Consider the following 15,301-nt stretch of genomic DNA (forward strand, 5'->3'; position numbering starts at 1 on the left):
ACGGGACGGAGTGCGACACCCTGAAAACTCAGGCGTCCGCACCCCCGCCGTGTCTACGTGTCCGCGCCGCGGAAGTCCTCGGGGGAGACGGAGTCGAGGAACTCGCGGAACTTCTCCACCTCGTCCTCCTGCTCGTCCGGGATGATCAGGCCCGCCTCGGCCAGCACGGACTCCTCGGCGTGGATCGGCACACCGACGCGCAACGCCAGCGCCACCGAGTCCGAAGGCCGCGCGGAGACCCGCACGTCGCCGTCGAACACCAGCTCCGCGAAGAACGTGCCCTCCTGCAGGTCGGTGATCCGGACCTGTTCGAGGTTGCGCCCCAGCGCCCCGATGACGTCCTTGAGGAGGTCGTGGGTGAGCGGTCGAGCAGGACGAACGCCCTGCTGCTCCAGCGCGATCGCCGTGGCTTCAACGCTGCCGATCCAGATGGGCAGGTACCGCTCGCCCTCGGTTTCGCGCAGAAGAAGGATCGGCTGGTTCTGGGGCAGCTCCACCCGCACGCCGACGACACGCATTTCGCTCATCGGGCCTCGCCTCCCTCTAATCCGTTCGGGGACGACCCGGTTTCACACCCGAGCATCCCCCGGCGTACCTCTCCGACGCTACCCGCCAAGCGGGCCGAGTGCTCAATTGTTGCGGGCAGATCGTGATCAAGAAGGCACACTCCACCGACTGATCAGGACTGCCGCAAGCCCGCTCGCACCAACAACGAGTGCAACGAGGTGAAGAGGCCGGCCAATTCCCGGACCGTCTCGGAATCTGAGAACGACTTCAGCAGAACCACCTCGTGATCCGCTGCCGCGCGGACCGCGCGCAGGTGCTCGCGCTCGACGCCGAGTCCGGTCATCGTCCGGATCGTGCGGAGCGCGGTGACGTCGTCGGTGGTGAAGCGGCCGCCGGGGCCGGGGCGCAGCAGGCCGTCGCGTTCCAGCTGGACCAGCTGTTCCGCGCTGAAACCGGTCTGGGCCAGCAGTTCGAGCCGCGAGATCGAGCCCGAGTCCACCGGGGTGGCGTCGAGCTGCTCGCGGATCACCTTGAGCGGCAAGTACCTGTCGCGTTGTGCGGACAGCACGAACCGCAACCTCTCGACGTCCGCCACGCTGAACTGGCGGTAGCCGGAGGCGGTGCGTGCCGGGCGGACCAGCCCCTCCGCTTCCAGGAAGCGGATCTTGGAGATGGTGACGTCGGGGAACTCGGGCCGAAGCTGTGCGAGCACAGCTCCGATGCTCGAGGCCCCGCGTTGTGGCCGCCCGGCCGTCACGCGTCAGGCTCCCGCGGAGCCAGGACCCGTCAGGAAGACGAGGCGGAACTTGCCGATCTGGACCTCGTCGCCGTTCGCGAGGACGGCCTGGTCGACCGGCTCACGGTTGACGTAGGTGCCGTTGAGGCTGCCGACGTCGATGACGACGAACTCGCCGCTCTCCCGGCGGAACTCGGCGTGCCGGCGCGAGACCGTCACGTCGTCCAGGAAGATGTCGCTGTCGGGGTGGCGCCCGGCGCTCGTCGTGTCGCGGTCCAGCAAGAACCGGGAACCGGCGTTCGGGCCGCGCTTCACCACGAGCAGCGCGGAACCGGCGGGAAGGGCGTCAACACCGGCAACGGCCGGCTCCTGTGCGGGCGCCTCGGCGCCGCCTTCCATCTCCTGGAGGAAGTCCGCCCGGAAGACGGAGGTCCGCTCCGGGGACTGCTCCGGCGGAACGCCTGGGCCGTCGTTCGTGCTCACCTGAGCTCTCCTCCTGCTGCTGGATCCGTCACTTCCGGTAAAACCTATCGCGTTGGGGTCACCGCCTTCAGCGCGGCTCCCCTTCCGGCCGAAGATCCGGCGAAAGATCGACGTCACTCCTTCTCCACCAACGCCTTGTACGCGTCCGCGTCCAGCAGGCCTTCCAGCGCCTCGGGGTCGTTCAGCCTGATCTCGACCATCCAGCCCTCGCCGTACGGATCGGTGTTGACGGCGTCCGGCGACTGGACCAACGCGTCGTTGATGGCGGTCACCTCGCCGTCGAGCGGCGAGTAGAGGTCGGACACGCTCTTGGTGGACTCCACCTCGCCGAACGTGTCACCCGCCGCCACGGTGTGACCGACCTCGGGCAGCTGGACGAAGACGACGTCACCGAGCTGTTCCTGGGCGTAGTCGGTGATGCCGACGCGCACCGTGTTCTCGCCTGTGCTGGCGATCCACTCGTGCTCCTCGGTGTAACGAAGCTCCTCGGGAATCAACTGACTGCGCTCCTCGTGCTGAACCTGTATGGGGTGATCTTTTCACGCGACCGTGCGAGGTGTGACCCGCAGGGCCAGGAAGAACTGGTAGACGTACAGCAGCGCCGACCACAGGTAGAGGGCTCCGCCCCAGACCGTGAACGCGTAGGCGACCGGCTGGGCGACCTGCGCCCACGCCGAGTCGCCCTGCGCGATCAGCAGCAGAGGGAAGGCGTAGAGCAGGTTGAAGGTCGCGGCCTTGCCCAGGTACGTCACCTCGAACGTGCCCCAGCCGCGTTGCCGCAGGATCAGCAGGCAGATGCCGACGACGACCTCTCGCCCGACCAGCACGAGGGCGACCCAGAGCGGCACGATGTCCCTGATCACGAACGCCAGCAACGTGCAGAACACGTAGAGGCGGTCGGCCGCGGGATCGAGCAGCGCGCCGAGGTTGCTCATCTGGTTGAGCCAGCGCGCGAGCTTGCCGTCGAGCCAGTCGGAGAACCCCGCGAACATGAGGATGAGCAGCGCCCAGCCGTCTTCGCGGGGTCCGAGCAACAGGTACAGGAAAAGCGGAACACCGGCCAGCCGCAGCACGCTGAGCAGGTTCGGAATCGTCAGCAGGCGATCAGCCGGATCACGCACACCCGCACTCTAAACGAGTGACTGCGCAAGGGCTGCCGGATGGCGTCACGGCACGCTGTGCGACTGGTCGCGGGTATGCGGATCGTTCGTTCTTGCGGGGTGGCGCTCAGGCTGTCCGGGTGAACGTCCAGCCGCGGCGCTGCATCTCCGCGCCGCTGATGGCGTGCGGACGGCCCCGGTCGTCGCGACCCACCCAGCGGGCGCGGAAACCCTCGAGCACGTAGGCGTGACCCCGGCTCCACACCACGCTGCACGGCGTGGTCGGCAGCGCGGAATCGGACTCTGCGTCCTGCTGCGGCTGGGTTTCCATGGCGGTTCTCATTTCAGTCCCTCCGTGACATCAGGGATGTCGCGCACCGGGGCTCCGGCGTTATCCCTGAGAACGAATTCTGACCGACTGTGGTTCAGAACACGTGTCCTGTTTGGGTCCTTAGCGTTAACTGGATCAAACCGCGCGCCGAGCTGTTCGGGCCCGAAGCGCGACGGATGACGAGGTCCTTGCCTGCGCAACCGTTCGTCGTACGCCGATGACCGCACACCGTCCGTCCGGGATCGGCAGGGCCTAACCTCATGGCGTGAACCAGGTGAAATTCGGTGCGGAGCTCATCTCCCGGTTGATGGACCACCTGTGCTCGCGGCTCGACGGCTGCGAGGGCGTCGGCCTGAGCGTGTGGCCGGACGGCACGTTGCTGCGCTCCATCGGGGCCGCGGTCGAACTGGACGCCGAGCAGCTCAGCGCCGGTGCCGGGCCGCTCGTCGACGCCTCACGCGACGAACGGCAGGTGTCCGGGGAGGTCGGCGGCACGCACGTCGTCGCCGTGCCGGGCAGCTGGGGCGACAGCGGGCCGGTCGTGCTGACCGTCTACCTGTCGCACGCGCCCCAGGTCGAGGACCTCAAGGCGATCGAGGAGATCGAGCCGCTCGTGGCGACGGCGGCCGCGGTCGTCGAGTTCTGCTCGGGCGAGGTGCTGCGCGCGGACCAGATGGTGCGGATGGTGCAGCACCGCCGTTACATCGAACAGGCGAAGGGCCTGGTCATGGGAGCACGGCCGTGCACGCCCGGCGAGGCGTTCGAACTGCTCGTGCGAGCCAGCCAGCGCGCCAACGTGAAACTGCGGGACGTGGCCACCGCGCTGGTGCTGGTCGTCGGTGGGACGCTGGAGGACAGCGCGGAGGAAGTCGTCGAGCCCCCGCCTGCCGCTTTCGAGGTCGCGCGAAGAGTGTGGGACGCGCTACGCGTTTGAACCGACCATTGTCCGGGTATGGACGTCTCGACCTGTCCTGTAGAGCGGCCACTCCCGTACGGTGGTGTCCGCAGCGGTTGAGCCACCAGCCGCATCGGGGCCGCTGCGTGGCGGCTTCCTGTATTCGAGAGGAAGTACTTCGGTGACTGTGCAGGATCCGCGTGCGGAGCAGATCGAGCTGAAGGTGCGGCAGCCGGCGCCCGGAGTCACCGTCCTCGCCGTCTCCGGTGAGGTCGACATGGTGTCCGCGCCGTCGTTGCGCGACGCCCTCGTCAACGGTCTCGGCGACGGTGGCGTCTTCGTCGTCGACATGACCGGTGTGACGTTCCTCGGTTCCGCCGGACTGGCCGTGCTCGTCGAGGCCGCGAGGCGGGCGCAGCAGGAGGAGGCCACGCTCAAGGTCGTGGCGAAGGCGCGGGCCGTGACGCGTCCGTTGGAGGCGACCGGGCTCGGCGAGGTCTTCAGCCTGCACGACTCCGTCGACTCCGCCCTGGCCTAGCGCCTGCGGACGACGAGTCGGTTGCCCGCCGCGCTGAGCGCCTCGGCGACGTCGTGGAGGGCCTGCTCGACCCCGCCCTTCTCCACGCCGAGCCCGCTGAGCTCGACGGTCAACGGCACGGTGCCCCCACGCGCCGCCGTGGTGAGCGTGCGGCGCAGCGACGGACCTGCCTCGACAGGCACGTTCCCGCGCACGACCGCTACTACGCCGGAGGAGGTCTCGTGGATCTGGACGTCGCATTCAGGCGCCGCTCTGGCCACGGGCAGGACGGGCGAACGGGCCCGCCGCAGGCGCACGGTCGTGCCGCTCGCCCTGCGGTGGATCTCGACGTCGTCCACGCTTTCCCGCATGAGCAGGAAACCCCGGCCGCGCATGGTCATCGCCGGAGGCGGCACGCGCCACTGCCCGTGGTCGGTGACGTCCACGTGGGCGGAGCCGTCGAGTTCGCAGTGGGCACGCACCTCCACGGTGCCGCTCGCGGCCCCCGGATAGGCGTGCTCCACCGAGTTGTTGACCGCCTCGCTCACCGCGAGGACGAGATCGCTCGCTTCGTCCTCACCGAAACCGGCACCGTGCAGCCATTCGCGGAGCTGGTGCCGCACAGGCGCCACCTCGTGCGCGTCCGCCGGGAATCGGAGGGCCAGGAAATCTTCGTGCACAAGCACAGCGCTCCTCCGGTTGGTTGCCTTCAGCAGGTGACTTCCCTGGGCGCCCAGTCAGTACACGTGTGAAATGAGATCGATTCGGGTACGGCAATGACATGCCGTCCCTAAGCAGAACGGACTACGAGGTGGCTGTGACTCAATTGTCAGGCGTCGAGCTCCGGATGGCGGCGGATCCCACGCAGCTGTCCATCGTGCGTGCGGTCGCGGCGGACATCGCGATGCGGCAGGACTTCGACCTCGACTCGATCGAGGACCTGAAGCTCGCCGTGGACGAGACCTGTTCCACGCTGATCACGCTGGCGGCGCAGGACGCCGTGCTCAGCTGCCACTTCGCGGTGGACGACAAGGGCGCCGTCCACGTCGCGGCGAAGATCTCCGCGAAGTCCGCGGCAGGTCCCGACGAGGCCAGCTTCGGCTGGCGGGTGCTGACCGCGCTCGTCGACTCCGTGCAGACGCGAGTCGAGGAGAGCGAAGGGTTCCTGGTCCACATCAACCTCGTGAAGTCCACGGCAGGGGCGGTGGATGCGTGACCGGATCGGAAGAGGCGACCAAGACCGAGGAGAAGAAGGCCCGGTCGGGTGACTACGACCACCTGGCGCCGCTGTTCGCCGAGCTCGCCGGGACGCCTGACGGCCCGGCGCGCGAGACGTTGCGGGACAGGCTCGTCACCGAACACCTCCCGGTCGCCCAGCACATCGCCCGCAGATTCGGCCACCGCGGTGAACCGCACGAGGACCTGGTGCAGGTCGCGACGGTCGGCCTGATCAACGCGGTGGACAGGTTCGACCCCGAACGCGGCAGCGACTTCCTGTCGTTCGCGGTGCCGACGATCATGGGTGAGGTCCGGAAGTACTTCCGCGACTCCAGCTGGTCGGTGCGGATGCCGAGGCGGCTCAAGGAGCTGCACCTGGCGATCAACGCGGGCACCTCGCGGCTGTCCCAGTCACTCGGTCGTGCCCCGACGCCGTCGGAACTGGCCGAGCACCTGGGCCTGTCACGCGAGGAGATCCACGAGGGCCTCGCGGCCGGGAACGCTTACCAGAGCGCGTCCCTCGACGACATGCTCATGTCGGAGGACTCGTCGATCTCGCTGGGCTCGACCATCGGCGAGGAAGACCCCGAGATCGCGATGATCGAGCAACGCGAGGCGCTGCACCCGTTGCTGGAGAAGCTGCCGGAGCGCGAACGCAAGATCGTGGTCATGCGCTTCTTCGGCAACATGACCCAGACGCAGATCGCGCAGAAGGTCGGCATCTCCCAGATGCACGTCTCGCGGTTGCTCGCGAAGACGTTGCGTCAGCTGCGGGACGTGCTGGAGGAGTAGGCACGAACACGGCGCCGGGCCGCGTTGACGATCTGGCGCCGTTCGTCCTCCCCCATGCCGCCCCACACGCCGTACGGCTCCTGAGCCTCGAGCGCGTGGGCCCGGCATCGTTCGAGCACGGGGCAATGCCCGCAGATCGCCTTCGCCTTGTCCTCACGCGCTGCCCGCGCGTAGCCGCGTTCGTTGTCGGGGTGGAAGAAGATCGCACTGTTCTCGCCGCGGCACAGGCCGTCCATCTGCCAGTCCCACACCTCGGTGACCGGCTTGGGCAGACGAGTGGTGCAGGTCATCGCGACTCCCTGAGGACTAGGGGAAAGAGTTGCGATCACTGCGTACCTCGGTCTGACCAGGGATAAACCCGTTACAGCCTTTCGGGTGCGCCAATACCCAGCAGGGACAGGCCCAGCGTGAGCACTCGCGACGTCAGCGTGAGCAGGTGCAGGCGCGAATCCTGCAACTCCCGCGTCTCCGCCGTCGCCACCGGGCAGTGGTTGTAGAAGGTGGAGAACGCCGTCGCCGTCTCGAACAGGTAGGTCGTGAGCTTGTGCGGCGCGAGCTCGTCGATGGCCGCCTGGATCGCCGTGGGCAGCTGCAGCAGCTTCAACGCGAGGTCCCGCTCGGCCTGCTCCCGCAGCACCAGCGGCGCGTCCTGGGACGCCTCACGCCCGACCTTGCGGACGATCGACAGGATGCGCGCGTTCGCGTACTGGATGTACACCGACGTGTCGCCGGTCTTGGCGAGCATCTTCTCCCAGGTGAAGACGTAGTCCTTCTCCCGGTCGTTGGAGAGGTCCGCGTACTTCACCGCGCCGAGTCCGAGCGTGCGGGCGAGTGCGGCCTTCTCCTCACCCTCCACTTCGGACGTTTCCGGCATCACCTGGTACGAGTTCTCGATCGCCTCGGTGAGGAGGTCGATCAGCTTGATCGTGCCGCCGGCCCGCGTCCGGATCGTCTTGCCGTCGGACCCGAGGATCGTGCCGAACCCGGTGTGCACGGCGGTGTGCGCGTCGTCGAGCCACCCGGCCTGCTTCGAGGTGGCGAAGATCATCTGGAAGTGCTGGGCCTGCGGCGTGCCCACGACGTAGATCAGGTCGTCGACCTTGCGCTCCCGCACCCAGTACCGCACGGTCGCGAAGTCGGTGGTGGCGTAGCCGTAACCGCCGTCGCTCTTGCGCACGATCAGCGGCAGCCGGTCGCCCTCGCGGTTGGTGAACCCCGGCGGGAACACGCACAGCGCGCCGTCGCTGGTCTCGATGAGACCCTTCTGCTGCAGCTCGGTGATCGTGTCCGCGAGGTACGGGTTGTAGAAGCTCTCGCCGTAGTTGTCCTCGGCCGTCAGGCCGATGCCGAGCAGTTCGTAGACCTGGTTGAAGTGCCGCTGCGACTCGCCCACCAGCTCGTGCCACAGCTTCAGCGTCGCCTCGTCGCCGCCCTGCAGCAGCACCACGCGGCGCCGTGCGCGGTCCGCGAAGCCCGGCTCGTTGTCGAACTTCTGGCGCGCCTGCTGGTAGAACGCGTTGAGGTCGCTGATCTCGTGGTCGGCCCCGTGGCCCTCGTCCGTCAGGTGCTCGATGAGCATGCCGAACGGGGTGCCCCAGTCACCGAGGTGGTTGTGCGGGATGACCTCGTGCCCGGCGAAGGTGAGCAGGCGGCAGAACGCGTCGCCGATGATCGTCGAGCGCAGGTGCCCGACGTGCATCTCCTTGGCCACGTTGGGGCTGCTGTAGTCGATCGCGATCCGGCGGGGCTCGTCGGTCGCGGGCACGCCGAGGCGGTCGTCCGCGAGGAGCTTCGCGGCCTCGGCCTCCAGCCACTCGCGGCGCAGCGTCAGGTTGATGAAGCCGGGGCCGGCGATCTCCGCCGTCTCGACCGCGTCCTGGGCGTCCAGGTGCTCCACGATGAGGCCGGCGACCTCGCGCGGGTTCCTGCCGACCTTCTTCGCGAGGCTCATCGCGACGTTGCACTGGTAGTCGGCACCGTCTCGGTTGGACGGTCGGATCAGCGCTTCCTCGGCGGTGATGTCCACGTCCAGGGCGACGCGCAACGCCCGCGCGACCCGCTGGCCCAGTTCGAGCCCGACATCCCCACGCAGCACTGAACCCACCTCTCGACCGCTGGCTTGTTCACCCGAGTATTTCACCCGCGGCAAACTCCGTTCACCACCGCCCGAGCAACAGCGCCCCGCCGCCGACGAGCGCGGCGATGCTGATCGCCCCGAAGAACGTCACCCACCCCAGCGCGGGCACCCCGGTCAGCCAGGCGAGCTGGTCGGCGTCCGAGCGGGGGGCCTGCCGGCGCCACCGCTTGACCTGCAGCTCCCACACGGGCCGGACACCGCCCAGCAACAGGAACCAGGCGAACACGTACGCGGCCGCGTCCCGGACCTCGGCGGAGGCGTAGAAGGAGACGAAGAAGAACACGCCGCCCGTGATGATGATGGACAGCACGCCGAACACGTTGCGGATCATGACGAGCATCGCGGCGAGGAACCCGATGCTGATCCACAGCATCAGCTGGATCTGCTCGTTGGTGATCAGCACGGCCGCGCCGAACCCGAGCAGGGACGGCGCGACGTACCCGGCCACCGCGGTCAGCACCATTCCCGGCCCGCGGGGCTTGCCGCGCGACACGGTGAGCCCGGACGTGTCGGAGTGCAGCTTGATCCCGCTCAGCCGCCGTCCGGTCAGCACGGCGAGCAGGGCGTGCCCGCCCTCGTGGGCGATGGTGATGACGTTGCGGGTGACCCGCCAGATCCCGTGCAACGCGACGGCCAGGAACGCGGCGGCCGCCGTTCCCCACGTGATCAGCACTTCGTCGGTCAGCAACTCGGAAGGCATCGCGACATCGAAACAGACGCGCCGTGAGAGCCGCATGTGGGCTCTCACGGCGCGTCTGTGCCGAACAGGGGCTGGTGCTCCCCCAGGTCAGTGCTTGATCTTGTCCTTGCTCACCCGCTCCGTCTTGGGATCGACCGCGGCCTGCTGCTGGGTGATCGGCTCCTCGTGCCGCCGTCCGGCCGGGATCGGCTCGGTGATCGGCGAGGTGCTGACGGTCGGGTCCATCTGCTCGACCCGCGGCGATCCGTCCCGCTCGTCGCGGAACGCCTCCGAGCGGGGCTCCGGCAGCACCGGCTCCTCGTCCTCGATCAGCTTGCGGCGCGCGGGCATGACCGCGAGCAGCAGACCGAACAGCGCGATGCCGAGGTGCAGCCAGTTGTCGTTGACGTTGACCGCCAACGGGTTGCCGTACTGCTCGGCCGGGTTCTGGGCGAGGATCCCGGTGATCATCAGGTCCCACACGAAGAGCGCGGCGAAGCCGGCGAACAGCAGCCAGCCGTACATCCGCGCGAGGCCCGAACCGAGAGCCGTGAGCAGACCGAGCACGCCGACGGCCACCATCACCAGGTTGTGCAACGGGTTCACGGAGAACCCGAGCACGAACGACTGGGTGGCCCAGTCGCCGATCCCGGTGCGGGTGAAGCCCACGACGCCGAACACGATGAACGCGATGCCGGCCAGTCCGGCCAGCACCTGCACCGGCTGAAGACCGGCGACCTTGATGCGGTGGGTCATGACGCCCTCCAGGCTCCGTCTTGTCGCTCGGCGGACTACCCCGGCCTCACAAGGACCAAACGTCCGGCCCGGCGGCCCCGGTAGAGCGTCACAGCGATCTCTTGGGATGGTGACGGTGGGAGTGATGCCGGTCGGTGACCGCGCTTCGATCATGAAGATCGCGCTCTCGCCGCTGCCACCTGCACAGTTGGCGGCAGTTGGGGTGATCAGCAAACGTTTGCGCCAGCAGTTTTCTACCGCCAACTCGGCGGCGACCCACGTGAGAGCGCGACCATCCGGGGCTTCGGCAACGAGTGGCCAGACCGCCCAGCCGCGTGCCCTGCCCTGCCCGACTCAGCAGAGCACAACTAAGCCGCGACGCCCTACTAGCGCGGGCCTTTGCGGCCGATGCCCGCGTACGCGCCGGGCACCACGGCCGGTGCCTCGATCGACAGGCCTTCCATGAGCTGCTCGACCGGCGTCGGGTGCGACACCACCAGGAACCCGCCTGCGGGCAGCGCGTGCCGGTAGCGGCGCACGACGCGGCCGGGCCCGGTGGCGTCGTCGACGTACCTCAGGACGTCGACCATCAGCACCGCGTACGGCTCACGCAGGTCGAGGTGGGACACCACGCCCGGATGGCGCAGCACCTGGTCCGGGCGGCGCAGGTCGGCCTCGATCGCGCACGCCCGCGGTTCACCGCGCAGCAGCCCGCGGGAGAACGCGACCGTCACCGGGTCCGAGTCCACGTAGACGACCCTGGCGTCCGGCAGTGTCTGGTGCGTGGCACCGCACGTCGGGATGCCCGAGCCGAGGTCGAGGAACTGGCGCACGCCCGCCGCCCAGCAGTGGCGGACGGCGTGACGCAGGAACGTGCGCTGAGCGCGGGTCACGAGCGGCAGTTCCGGGTCGATCCGGACGGCCTGCTTGGCGAACGCGCGGTCGGCGGCGTAGTTGTGCGCGCCGCCGAGGTAGAAGTCATGGATGCGCGCGGCGTTCGGCCGACGTACGTCGACCTCGTAGCGTGCGAAGGCGGGGACCGCAGCCATTCGCAGAGCGTAACTGGCGCCTAGACCATTCGGGCGAAGTTTTCGAAGATTCTTTGGGTCCGTCTGACATGGACCCTCTCGCGGGAGGGCCCGGTCCACCCCACGAAGACCGGGCCACGTAGCGCGTACGGGGATCGAACCCGTGTTTCCGGATTGAGAATCCGACGTCCTGACCACTAGACGAACACGCCGAGAACGAGCATTGACACAAAATGCTCGTAGAAATAGAAGAAAGTGAACTAGCAGGTCAAAGCTTGGAGGGCGCTCCGGCCCATTCATCTGCTCGGATCATGTGAACAATGATGACCGAGAGCGCACACCTGCCGCAAAGGAATTAATCGAGCCACGCCAGCGCGAGCCAGAGAGCGGTTCGCGCGTCGGCCGTTCCAAGATCACGGCCGAGCAGCCGTTCGACGTGGGCGATCCGGTGCCGGACGCTGTTGCGGTGCACGCCGAGCACCGTCGCGGCCCGGTCCCAGCTGCCGTGCTGGGCGAGCCAGGCCCTCAGCGTGTCGATCAGTTCGGGGCGTCCGAGGAGCGCCGCGAGCTCGCGGCGGGCGAACTCCCCGGCGGCGACCGGGTCCACCAGGGAGGACAGGCCGGACGCCGGGAGGGCGGGCTCGCCGGTGGCCAGGGCGCGCGCGAGCAACGCCGTGGCTTCGTCCACGGCGCGCTCCACACCGGTCTCCGCGACCGGCGACGAGACCCCGACCGGCCCCGACACCTCCACCCCCGACGCCACCAGCGCCAGGAAACCGCCGTCCCGCACCGAGACCAGCGGCCCGTACCGCTGCGCCAGCACGTCGTAGTCGGCCCGCGACCGTCCCGCCACCACCCGGTGGGGACCGGGACCGAGCACACCGTCCACTTCGGACACCTGTGACCGCAGCAAGGCCGAGGCGGCGAGCCGGGCGATCTGGCCGCGTTCGCTCTCCAGGTCCCGGCGCAGCAGCCCGAGCAACGCCAGCGCCACCGCGACGACGGCCCGTTCGGCGGGCGACAGCGGTGTCCCCCGTCGCACGACCAGCACCGCGGACTCGACGGGGTCGAGCGTGACGTGGTCTTCACCCACCTGGGCCGAGGCCGAACGGGGTCCCCGGCCGGACGACACCCGTGCGGCGAGCGAGGCGACGTCCTGCGGCGCCGAGGCCGGATCCACCAGGTCGGCCCGGCAGTTCAGCACCACCGCGAGCGTCGTCAGCACCGACTCGACAGGACGGACGCGGGTCGCGGCACGGGTCAGCGCGCGCTGGCTGTCGGCGAGCATCCGCTGCTCCCGCACGGCGATCTCCGCGAGCAACGCGCCGAGTGCCTGCGAGACCGCGAGGAACGGCGTCGACGGCGGCACCTCCAGCAGCGGCATCCCCTGCGCATCGCAGGCCTCGACCAGCGACGACGGCACGGTCGGGAACTCCGGCTCGACGCCGAAGCCGATCGCCGAGACGCCGGAGGCCACCAGCCCGGCGACGTACGCGGGCACGTCGGACGGGAACCGCACGCCGGCCGTGAGCAGCAGCTCCTCGCCGACCAGGTACGGCGTCGGGTCCTCCAGCTCGGACACGTGCGCCCAGCGCACCGGCCGGTCCAGCGCGCCGGCTCCACACAGGACGGTCAGCCCGAGGTCGACTCGGGCGACGAGGTCCTTCAGCGGGACGGTTTGCACAACCATGGTCTGCCGATTGTGCACAACGACCACTTACCGGCGCCAGCACGCGTTCCTACTGTGACCTGCAACCCAAGGAGGTCCGACAGTGGCTCTCGACTACGCGGTGATCGCCGCCTACGTGCTCGGCATGATCGGCATGGGCTGGTGGGGCATGCGCCGCGCCACCAGCAAGAGCGAGTACCTGGTCGCCGGACGCAGGCTCGGCTTCACGATGTACTCCGGCACCATGTCGGCCGTCGTGCTCGGCGGCGCGTCGACCATCGGCGGTGTCGGGCTCGGCTACAAGTACGGCGTCTCCGGCGCCTGGATGGTGTTCGCCATCGGTCTCGGCATCCTGCTGCTGAGCGCGCTCTTCGCGCGCCGGATCGTCCGGCTGAAGGTCTACACCGTCTCGCAGATGCTCGACCTCCGCTACGGCGGCAACTCCAGCATGGTCTCCGGCCTGGTGATGGCGGCGTACACGCTGATGCTCACCGTCACGTCCACGATCGCGTACTCCACGATCTTCAACGTCCTCTTCGGACTGCCGAAGTCCGTCGGCGTGATCATCGGTGGCGGCATCGTGGTGCTGTACTCGGTGCTCGGCGGCATGTGGTCGATCACGCTCACCGACATCGTGCAGTTCGTCGTGAAGACGGTCGGCATCCTGTTCCTGCTGCTGCCGATCAGCCTCGCCACCGCGGGCGGCTTCGACGGCATCCAGCAGCGGCTGAACGACCCGGCGATGTTCGAGGTCGGCAACATCGGCGTCAGCACGATCGTCACCTACCTGCTGATCTACGTGTTCGGCCTGCTGATCGGCCAGGACATCTGGCAGCGCGTGTTCACCGCCAAGTCGCCCCAGGTCGCGACCTGGGGCGGCATCACGTCCGGTCTCTACTGCCTCGTCTACGCCGTCGCGGGCGCGCTGATCGGCCTCGCGGGCAAGGCGCTGTACCCGGACATCGCGAACAAGGACGAGGCGTTCGCGACGATCGTGGAGAACCTGCTGCCGACCGGTGTGCGCGGACTCGTGCTCGCCGCCGCATTGGCCGCGATGATGTCCACCTCGTCCGGCGCCCTCATCGCCTGCGCCACCGTGGCGTCCAACGACATCTGGCGGCGCAAGGCGGAGGCCGGTCGCAACGCTGCTTCCGACGTGCACGACAACCGGATGTTCACGCTCGTGATCGGTGTCGTCGCGATCGCCATCGCGGTGGCGCTCAACGACGTCGTGGCCGCGCTGACCGTCGCCTACAACATCCTCGTCGGCGGTCTGCTGGTCGCGATCATCGGCGGCCTGGTGTGGAAGCGCGGCACCCGGCTCGGCGCGATGGCGTCGATGGCGGCCGGCTCGCTGACGGCGATCGGGTTCATGGTGTTCGTGGACGTGTACGCCAACGAAGCCATCTACTACAGCCTCGGCGCGTCCTTCGTGACGTACGTCGTGGTCAGTCTCGCCACCCCCGCCACGGATCCGGCGGTGCTCGCGAACTGGGACCGCCGGGTGGCCGGTGACGCGACCGAAGAGGAACTGGTGAACGCATGATCGGCCCCGTCGACTCCTCGCGGGTCCCGCGCTACGCGGGCCCGGCGACCTTCGCCCGGCTGCCGCGCCTCGACCAGGTGGCCCACGCGGACGTCGCGGTGGTGGGAGTCCCGTTCGACACCGGCGTCTCGTACCGGCCGGGCGCGCGGTTCGCGCCCGCGGCCGTGCGGGAGGCGTCCCGGCTGCTGCGCCCGTACAACCCCGGCCTCGACGTGTCGCCGTTCGAACGCCTGCAGGTCGTGGACGGCGGGGACATCGCGGTCAACCCGTTCCACATCGGCGAGGCCATCGAGACGATCGAGGGCGCCGCCTCGGACCTGCAGCGCGACGGCACCCGGCTGGTCACCATCGGCGGTGACCACACGATCGCGCTGCCGTTGCTGCGGGCGGTCTCGCGGATCCACGGGCCGGTGGCGCTGCTGCACTTCGACGCGCACCTCGACACCTGGGACACCTACTTCGGCGAGCCGTACACGCACGGGACGCCGTTCCGGCGCGCGGTCGAGGACGGCATCCTCGACACCGAGGCGATCTCGCACGTCGGCACGCGCGGACCGTTGTACGGCAAGAAGGACCTGGAGGACGACCGGCGGCTCGGGTTCGGCATCGTGACGTCGTCGGACGTGATGCGGCGGGGCGTGGACGAGACCGTGGACGCGTTGCGGCAGCGGATCGGATCGCGGCCGCTGTACGTGTCGGTCGACATCGACGTGCTGGACCCGGCGCACGCCCCCGGCACCGGGACGCCCGAGGCGGGCGGGATGACCTCGCGGGAACTGCTGGAGATCGTGCGCGGGCTGCGCGGGCTGAACCTGGTGGGGGCGGACGTGGTCGAGGTGGCGCCCGCCTACGACCACGCGGACATCACTTCTGTGGCAGCCTCGCACGTGGCTTACGACCTGGTGAGTTTGCTGGCACTGAAGGAGGG

The 15,301-nt window shown here is 68.9% G+C and carries 19 protein-coding genes and 1 tRNA gene; 6 read left to right on the top strand and 14 right to left on the bottom strand.

Annotated features, from left to right (window positions below; all coding sequences use genetic code 11):
* Window positions 1–53 precede the first annotated feature (53 nt).
* From SK571_RS27990 to SK571_RS28015, 6 genes are all read right to left on the bottom strand, one after another.
* Window positions 54–527: a bifunctional nuclease family protein gene (locus tag SK571_RS27990; protein ID WP_030468959.1), complete on the bottom strand. Its 474-nt coding sequence runs from the start codon at window positions 525–527 to the stop codon at window positions 54–56.
* A 152-nt stretch (window positions 528–679) separates the two neighbouring features.
* On the bottom strand, window positions 680–1,219 hold the full coding sequence (locus SK571_RS27995; RefSeq protein ID WP_319987070.1) for a MerR family transcriptional regulator: 540 nt from the start codon (window positions 1,217–1,219) through the stop codon (window positions 680–682).
* A 48-nt stretch (window positions 1,220–1,267) separates the two neighbouring features.
* Window positions 1,268–1,726, bottom strand: a complete 459-nt coding sequence (garA, locus tag SK571_RS28000) for a glycogen accumulation regulator GarA (RefSeq protein WP_030476302.1) — start codon at window positions 1,724–1,726, stop codon at window positions 1,268–1,270.
* Between the two features lie 113 nt (window positions 1,727–1,839).
* Window positions 1,840–2,223: a glycine cleavage system protein GcvH gene (gcvH, locus tag SK571_RS28005; RefSeq protein WP_319987071.1), complete on the bottom strand. Its 384-nt coding sequence runs from the start codon at window positions 2,221–2,223 to the stop codon at window positions 1,840–1,842.
* A 42-nt stretch (window positions 2,224–2,265) separates the two neighbouring features.
* Window positions 2,266–2,847 (bottom strand): CDP-alcohol phosphatidyltransferase family protein, encoded by a 582-nt coding sequence (locus SK571_RS28010; RefSeq protein ID WP_319987072.1) that lies wholly within the window; start codon window positions 2,845–2,847, stop codon window positions 2,266–2,268.
* 106 nt (window positions 2,848–2,953) lie between these two features.
* Complete coding sequence (locus SK571_RS28015) at window positions 2,954–3,169, bottom strand: hypothetical protein (protein WP_266040743.1); 216 nt, start codon at window positions 3,167–3,169, stop codon at window positions 2,954–2,956.
* Window positions 3,170–3,422: 253 nt separating this feature from the next.
* On the opposite strand from SK571_RS28015, the gene SK571_RS28020 reads away from it, so the two are divergent.
* Both SK571_RS28020 and SK571_RS28025 read left to right on the top strand, forming a co-directional pair.
* On the top strand, window positions 3,423–4,091 hold the full coding sequence (locus SK571_RS28020; RefSeq protein WP_319987073.1) for an ANTAR domain-containing protein: 669 nt from the start codon (window positions 3,423–3,425) through the stop codon (window positions 4,089–4,091).
* A 142-nt stretch (window positions 4,092–4,233) separates the two neighbouring features.
* Window positions 4,234–4,590, top strand: coding sequence for an STAS domain-containing protein (locus SK571_RS28025; protein ID WP_319987074.1), 357 nt, complete (start codon window positions 4,234–4,236; stop codon window positions 4,588–4,590).
* Here the strand turns inward: SK571_RS28025 and SK571_RS28030 are convergent.
* Window positions 4,587–5,249, bottom strand: a complete 663-nt coding sequence (locus SK571_RS28030; RefSeq protein ID WP_319987075.1) for an ATP-binding protein — start codon at window positions 5,247–5,249, stop codon at window positions 4,587–4,589. The two genes, SK571_RS28025 and SK571_RS28030, sit on opposite strands and share 4 nt — an antisense overlap.
* Before the next feature lie 137 nt (window positions 5,250–5,386).
* Between SK571_RS28030 and SK571_RS28035 the strand changes: the two genes are divergently transcribed.
* Together SK571_RS28035 and SK571_RS28040 are read left to right on the top strand one after the other, a co-directional pair.
* Window positions 5,387–5,785, top strand: a complete 399-nt coding sequence (locus SK571_RS28035; RefSeq protein WP_266040747.1) for an ATP-binding protein — start codon at window positions 5,387–5,389, stop codon at window positions 5,783–5,785.
* Window positions 5,782–6,579: a SigB/SigF/SigG family RNA polymerase sigma factor gene (locus SK571_RS28040; protein ID WP_266040748.1), complete on the top strand. Its 798-nt coding sequence runs from the start codon at window positions 5,782–5,784 to the stop codon at window positions 6,577–6,579. Before SK571_RS28035 ends, SK571_RS28040 begins: the two co-directional genes overlap by 4 nt.
* Here the strand turns inward: SK571_RS28040 and SK571_RS28045 are convergent.
* The 7 genes from SK571_RS28045 to SK571_RS28075 form a co-directional block, all read right to left on the bottom strand.
* The gene (locus SK571_RS28045; protein ID WP_090072333.1) at window positions 6,552–6,869 is read right to left on the bottom strand and encodes a WhiB family transcriptional regulator; all 318 of its coding nucleotides are present in this window, start codon (window positions 6,867–6,869) and stop codon (window positions 6,552–6,554) included. The two genes, SK571_RS28040 and SK571_RS28045, sit on opposite strands and share 28 nt — an antisense overlap.
* A gap of 71 nt (window positions 6,870–6,940) precedes the next feature.
* On the bottom strand, window positions 6,941–8,674 hold the full coding sequence (gene argS, locus SK571_RS28050) for an arginine--tRNA ligase (RefSeq protein ID WP_319987076.1): 1,734 nt from the start codon (window positions 8,672–8,674) through the stop codon (window positions 6,941–6,943).
* Between the two features lie 61 nt (window positions 8,675–8,735).
* On the bottom strand, window positions 8,736–9,416 hold the full coding sequence (locus tag SK571_RS28055; protein ID WP_319987077.1) for a M50 family metallopeptidase: 681 nt from the start codon (window positions 9,414–9,416) through the stop codon (window positions 8,736–8,738).
* An 87-nt stretch (window positions 9,417–9,503) separates the two neighbouring features.
* Complete coding sequence (locus tag SK571_RS28060) at window positions 9,504–10,151, bottom strand: DUF4383 domain-containing protein (RefSeq protein WP_319987078.1); 648 nt, start codon at window positions 10,149–10,151, stop codon at window positions 9,504–9,506.
* 365 nt (window positions 10,152–10,516) lie between these two features.
* Complete coding sequence (locus SK571_RS28065) at window positions 10,517–11,179, bottom strand: SAM-dependent methyltransferase (RefSeq protein WP_319987079.1); 663 nt, start codon at window positions 11,177–11,179, stop codon at window positions 10,517–10,519.
* A 119-nt stretch (window positions 11,180–11,298) separates the two neighbouring features.
* Window positions 11,299–11,370 (bottom strand) — tRNA-Glu (locus SK571_RS28070).
* Window positions 11,371–11,513: 143 nt separating this feature from the next.
* On the bottom strand, window positions 11,514–12,848 hold the full coding sequence (locus tag SK571_RS28075) for a PucR family transcriptional regulator (protein ID WP_319987080.1): 1,335 nt from the start codon (window positions 12,846–12,848) through the stop codon (window positions 11,514–11,516).
* Between the two features lie 82 nt (window positions 12,849–12,930).
* On the opposite strand from SK571_RS28075, the gene SK571_RS28080 reads away from it, so the two are divergent.
* On the top strand, window positions 12,931–14,373 hold the full coding sequence (locus tag SK571_RS28080; RefSeq protein WP_319987081.1) for a sodium:solute symporter: 1,443 nt from the start codon (window positions 12,931–12,933) through the stop codon (window positions 14,371–14,373).
* A partial coding sequence (gene speB / locus SK571_RS28085; RefSeq protein WP_319987082.1) for an agmatinase occupies window positions 14,370–15,301 on the top strand: 932 nt, incomplete at its 3' end. The genes SK571_RS28080 and speB, both read left to right, overlap by 4 nt.

This window comes from Lentzea kristufekii (genome assembly GCF_033949925.1).
In the GTDB taxonomy this organism is placed as follows: Bacteria; Actinomycetota; Actinomycetes; order Mycobacteriales; family Pseudonocardiaceae; genus Lentzea; species Lentzea kristufekii.

Coding starts and splice junctions, on each gene's coding strand:
- SK571_RS27990 (WP_030468959.1), bottom strand. CDS start 527: ATGAGCGAAATGCGTGTCGTCGGCGTGCGGGTGGAGCTGCCCCAGAAC.
- SK571_RS28015 (WP_266040743.1), bottom strand. CDS start 3,169: ATGAGAACCGCCATGGAAACCCAGCCGCAGCAGGACGCAGAGTCCGAT.
- SK571_RS28045 (WP_090072333.1), bottom strand. CDS start 6,869: ATGACCTGCACCACTCGTCTGCCCAAGCCGGTCACCGAGGTGTGGGAC.
- SK571_RS28055 (WP_319987077.1), bottom strand. CDS start 9,416: ATGCCTTCCGAGTTGCTGACCGACGAAGTGCTGATCACGTGGGGAACG.
- SK571_RS28060 (WP_319987078.1), bottom strand. CDS start 10,151: ATGACCCACCGCATCAAGGTCGCCGGTCTTCAGCCGGTGCAGGTGCTG.
- SK571_RS28065 (WP_319987079.1), bottom strand. CDS start 11,179: ATGGCTGCGGTCCCCGCCTTCGCACGCTACGAGGTCGACGTACGTCGG.
- SK571_RS28075 (WP_319987080.1), bottom strand. CDS start 12,848: ATGGTTGTGCAAACCGTCCCGCTGAAGGACCTCGTCGCCCGAGTCGAC.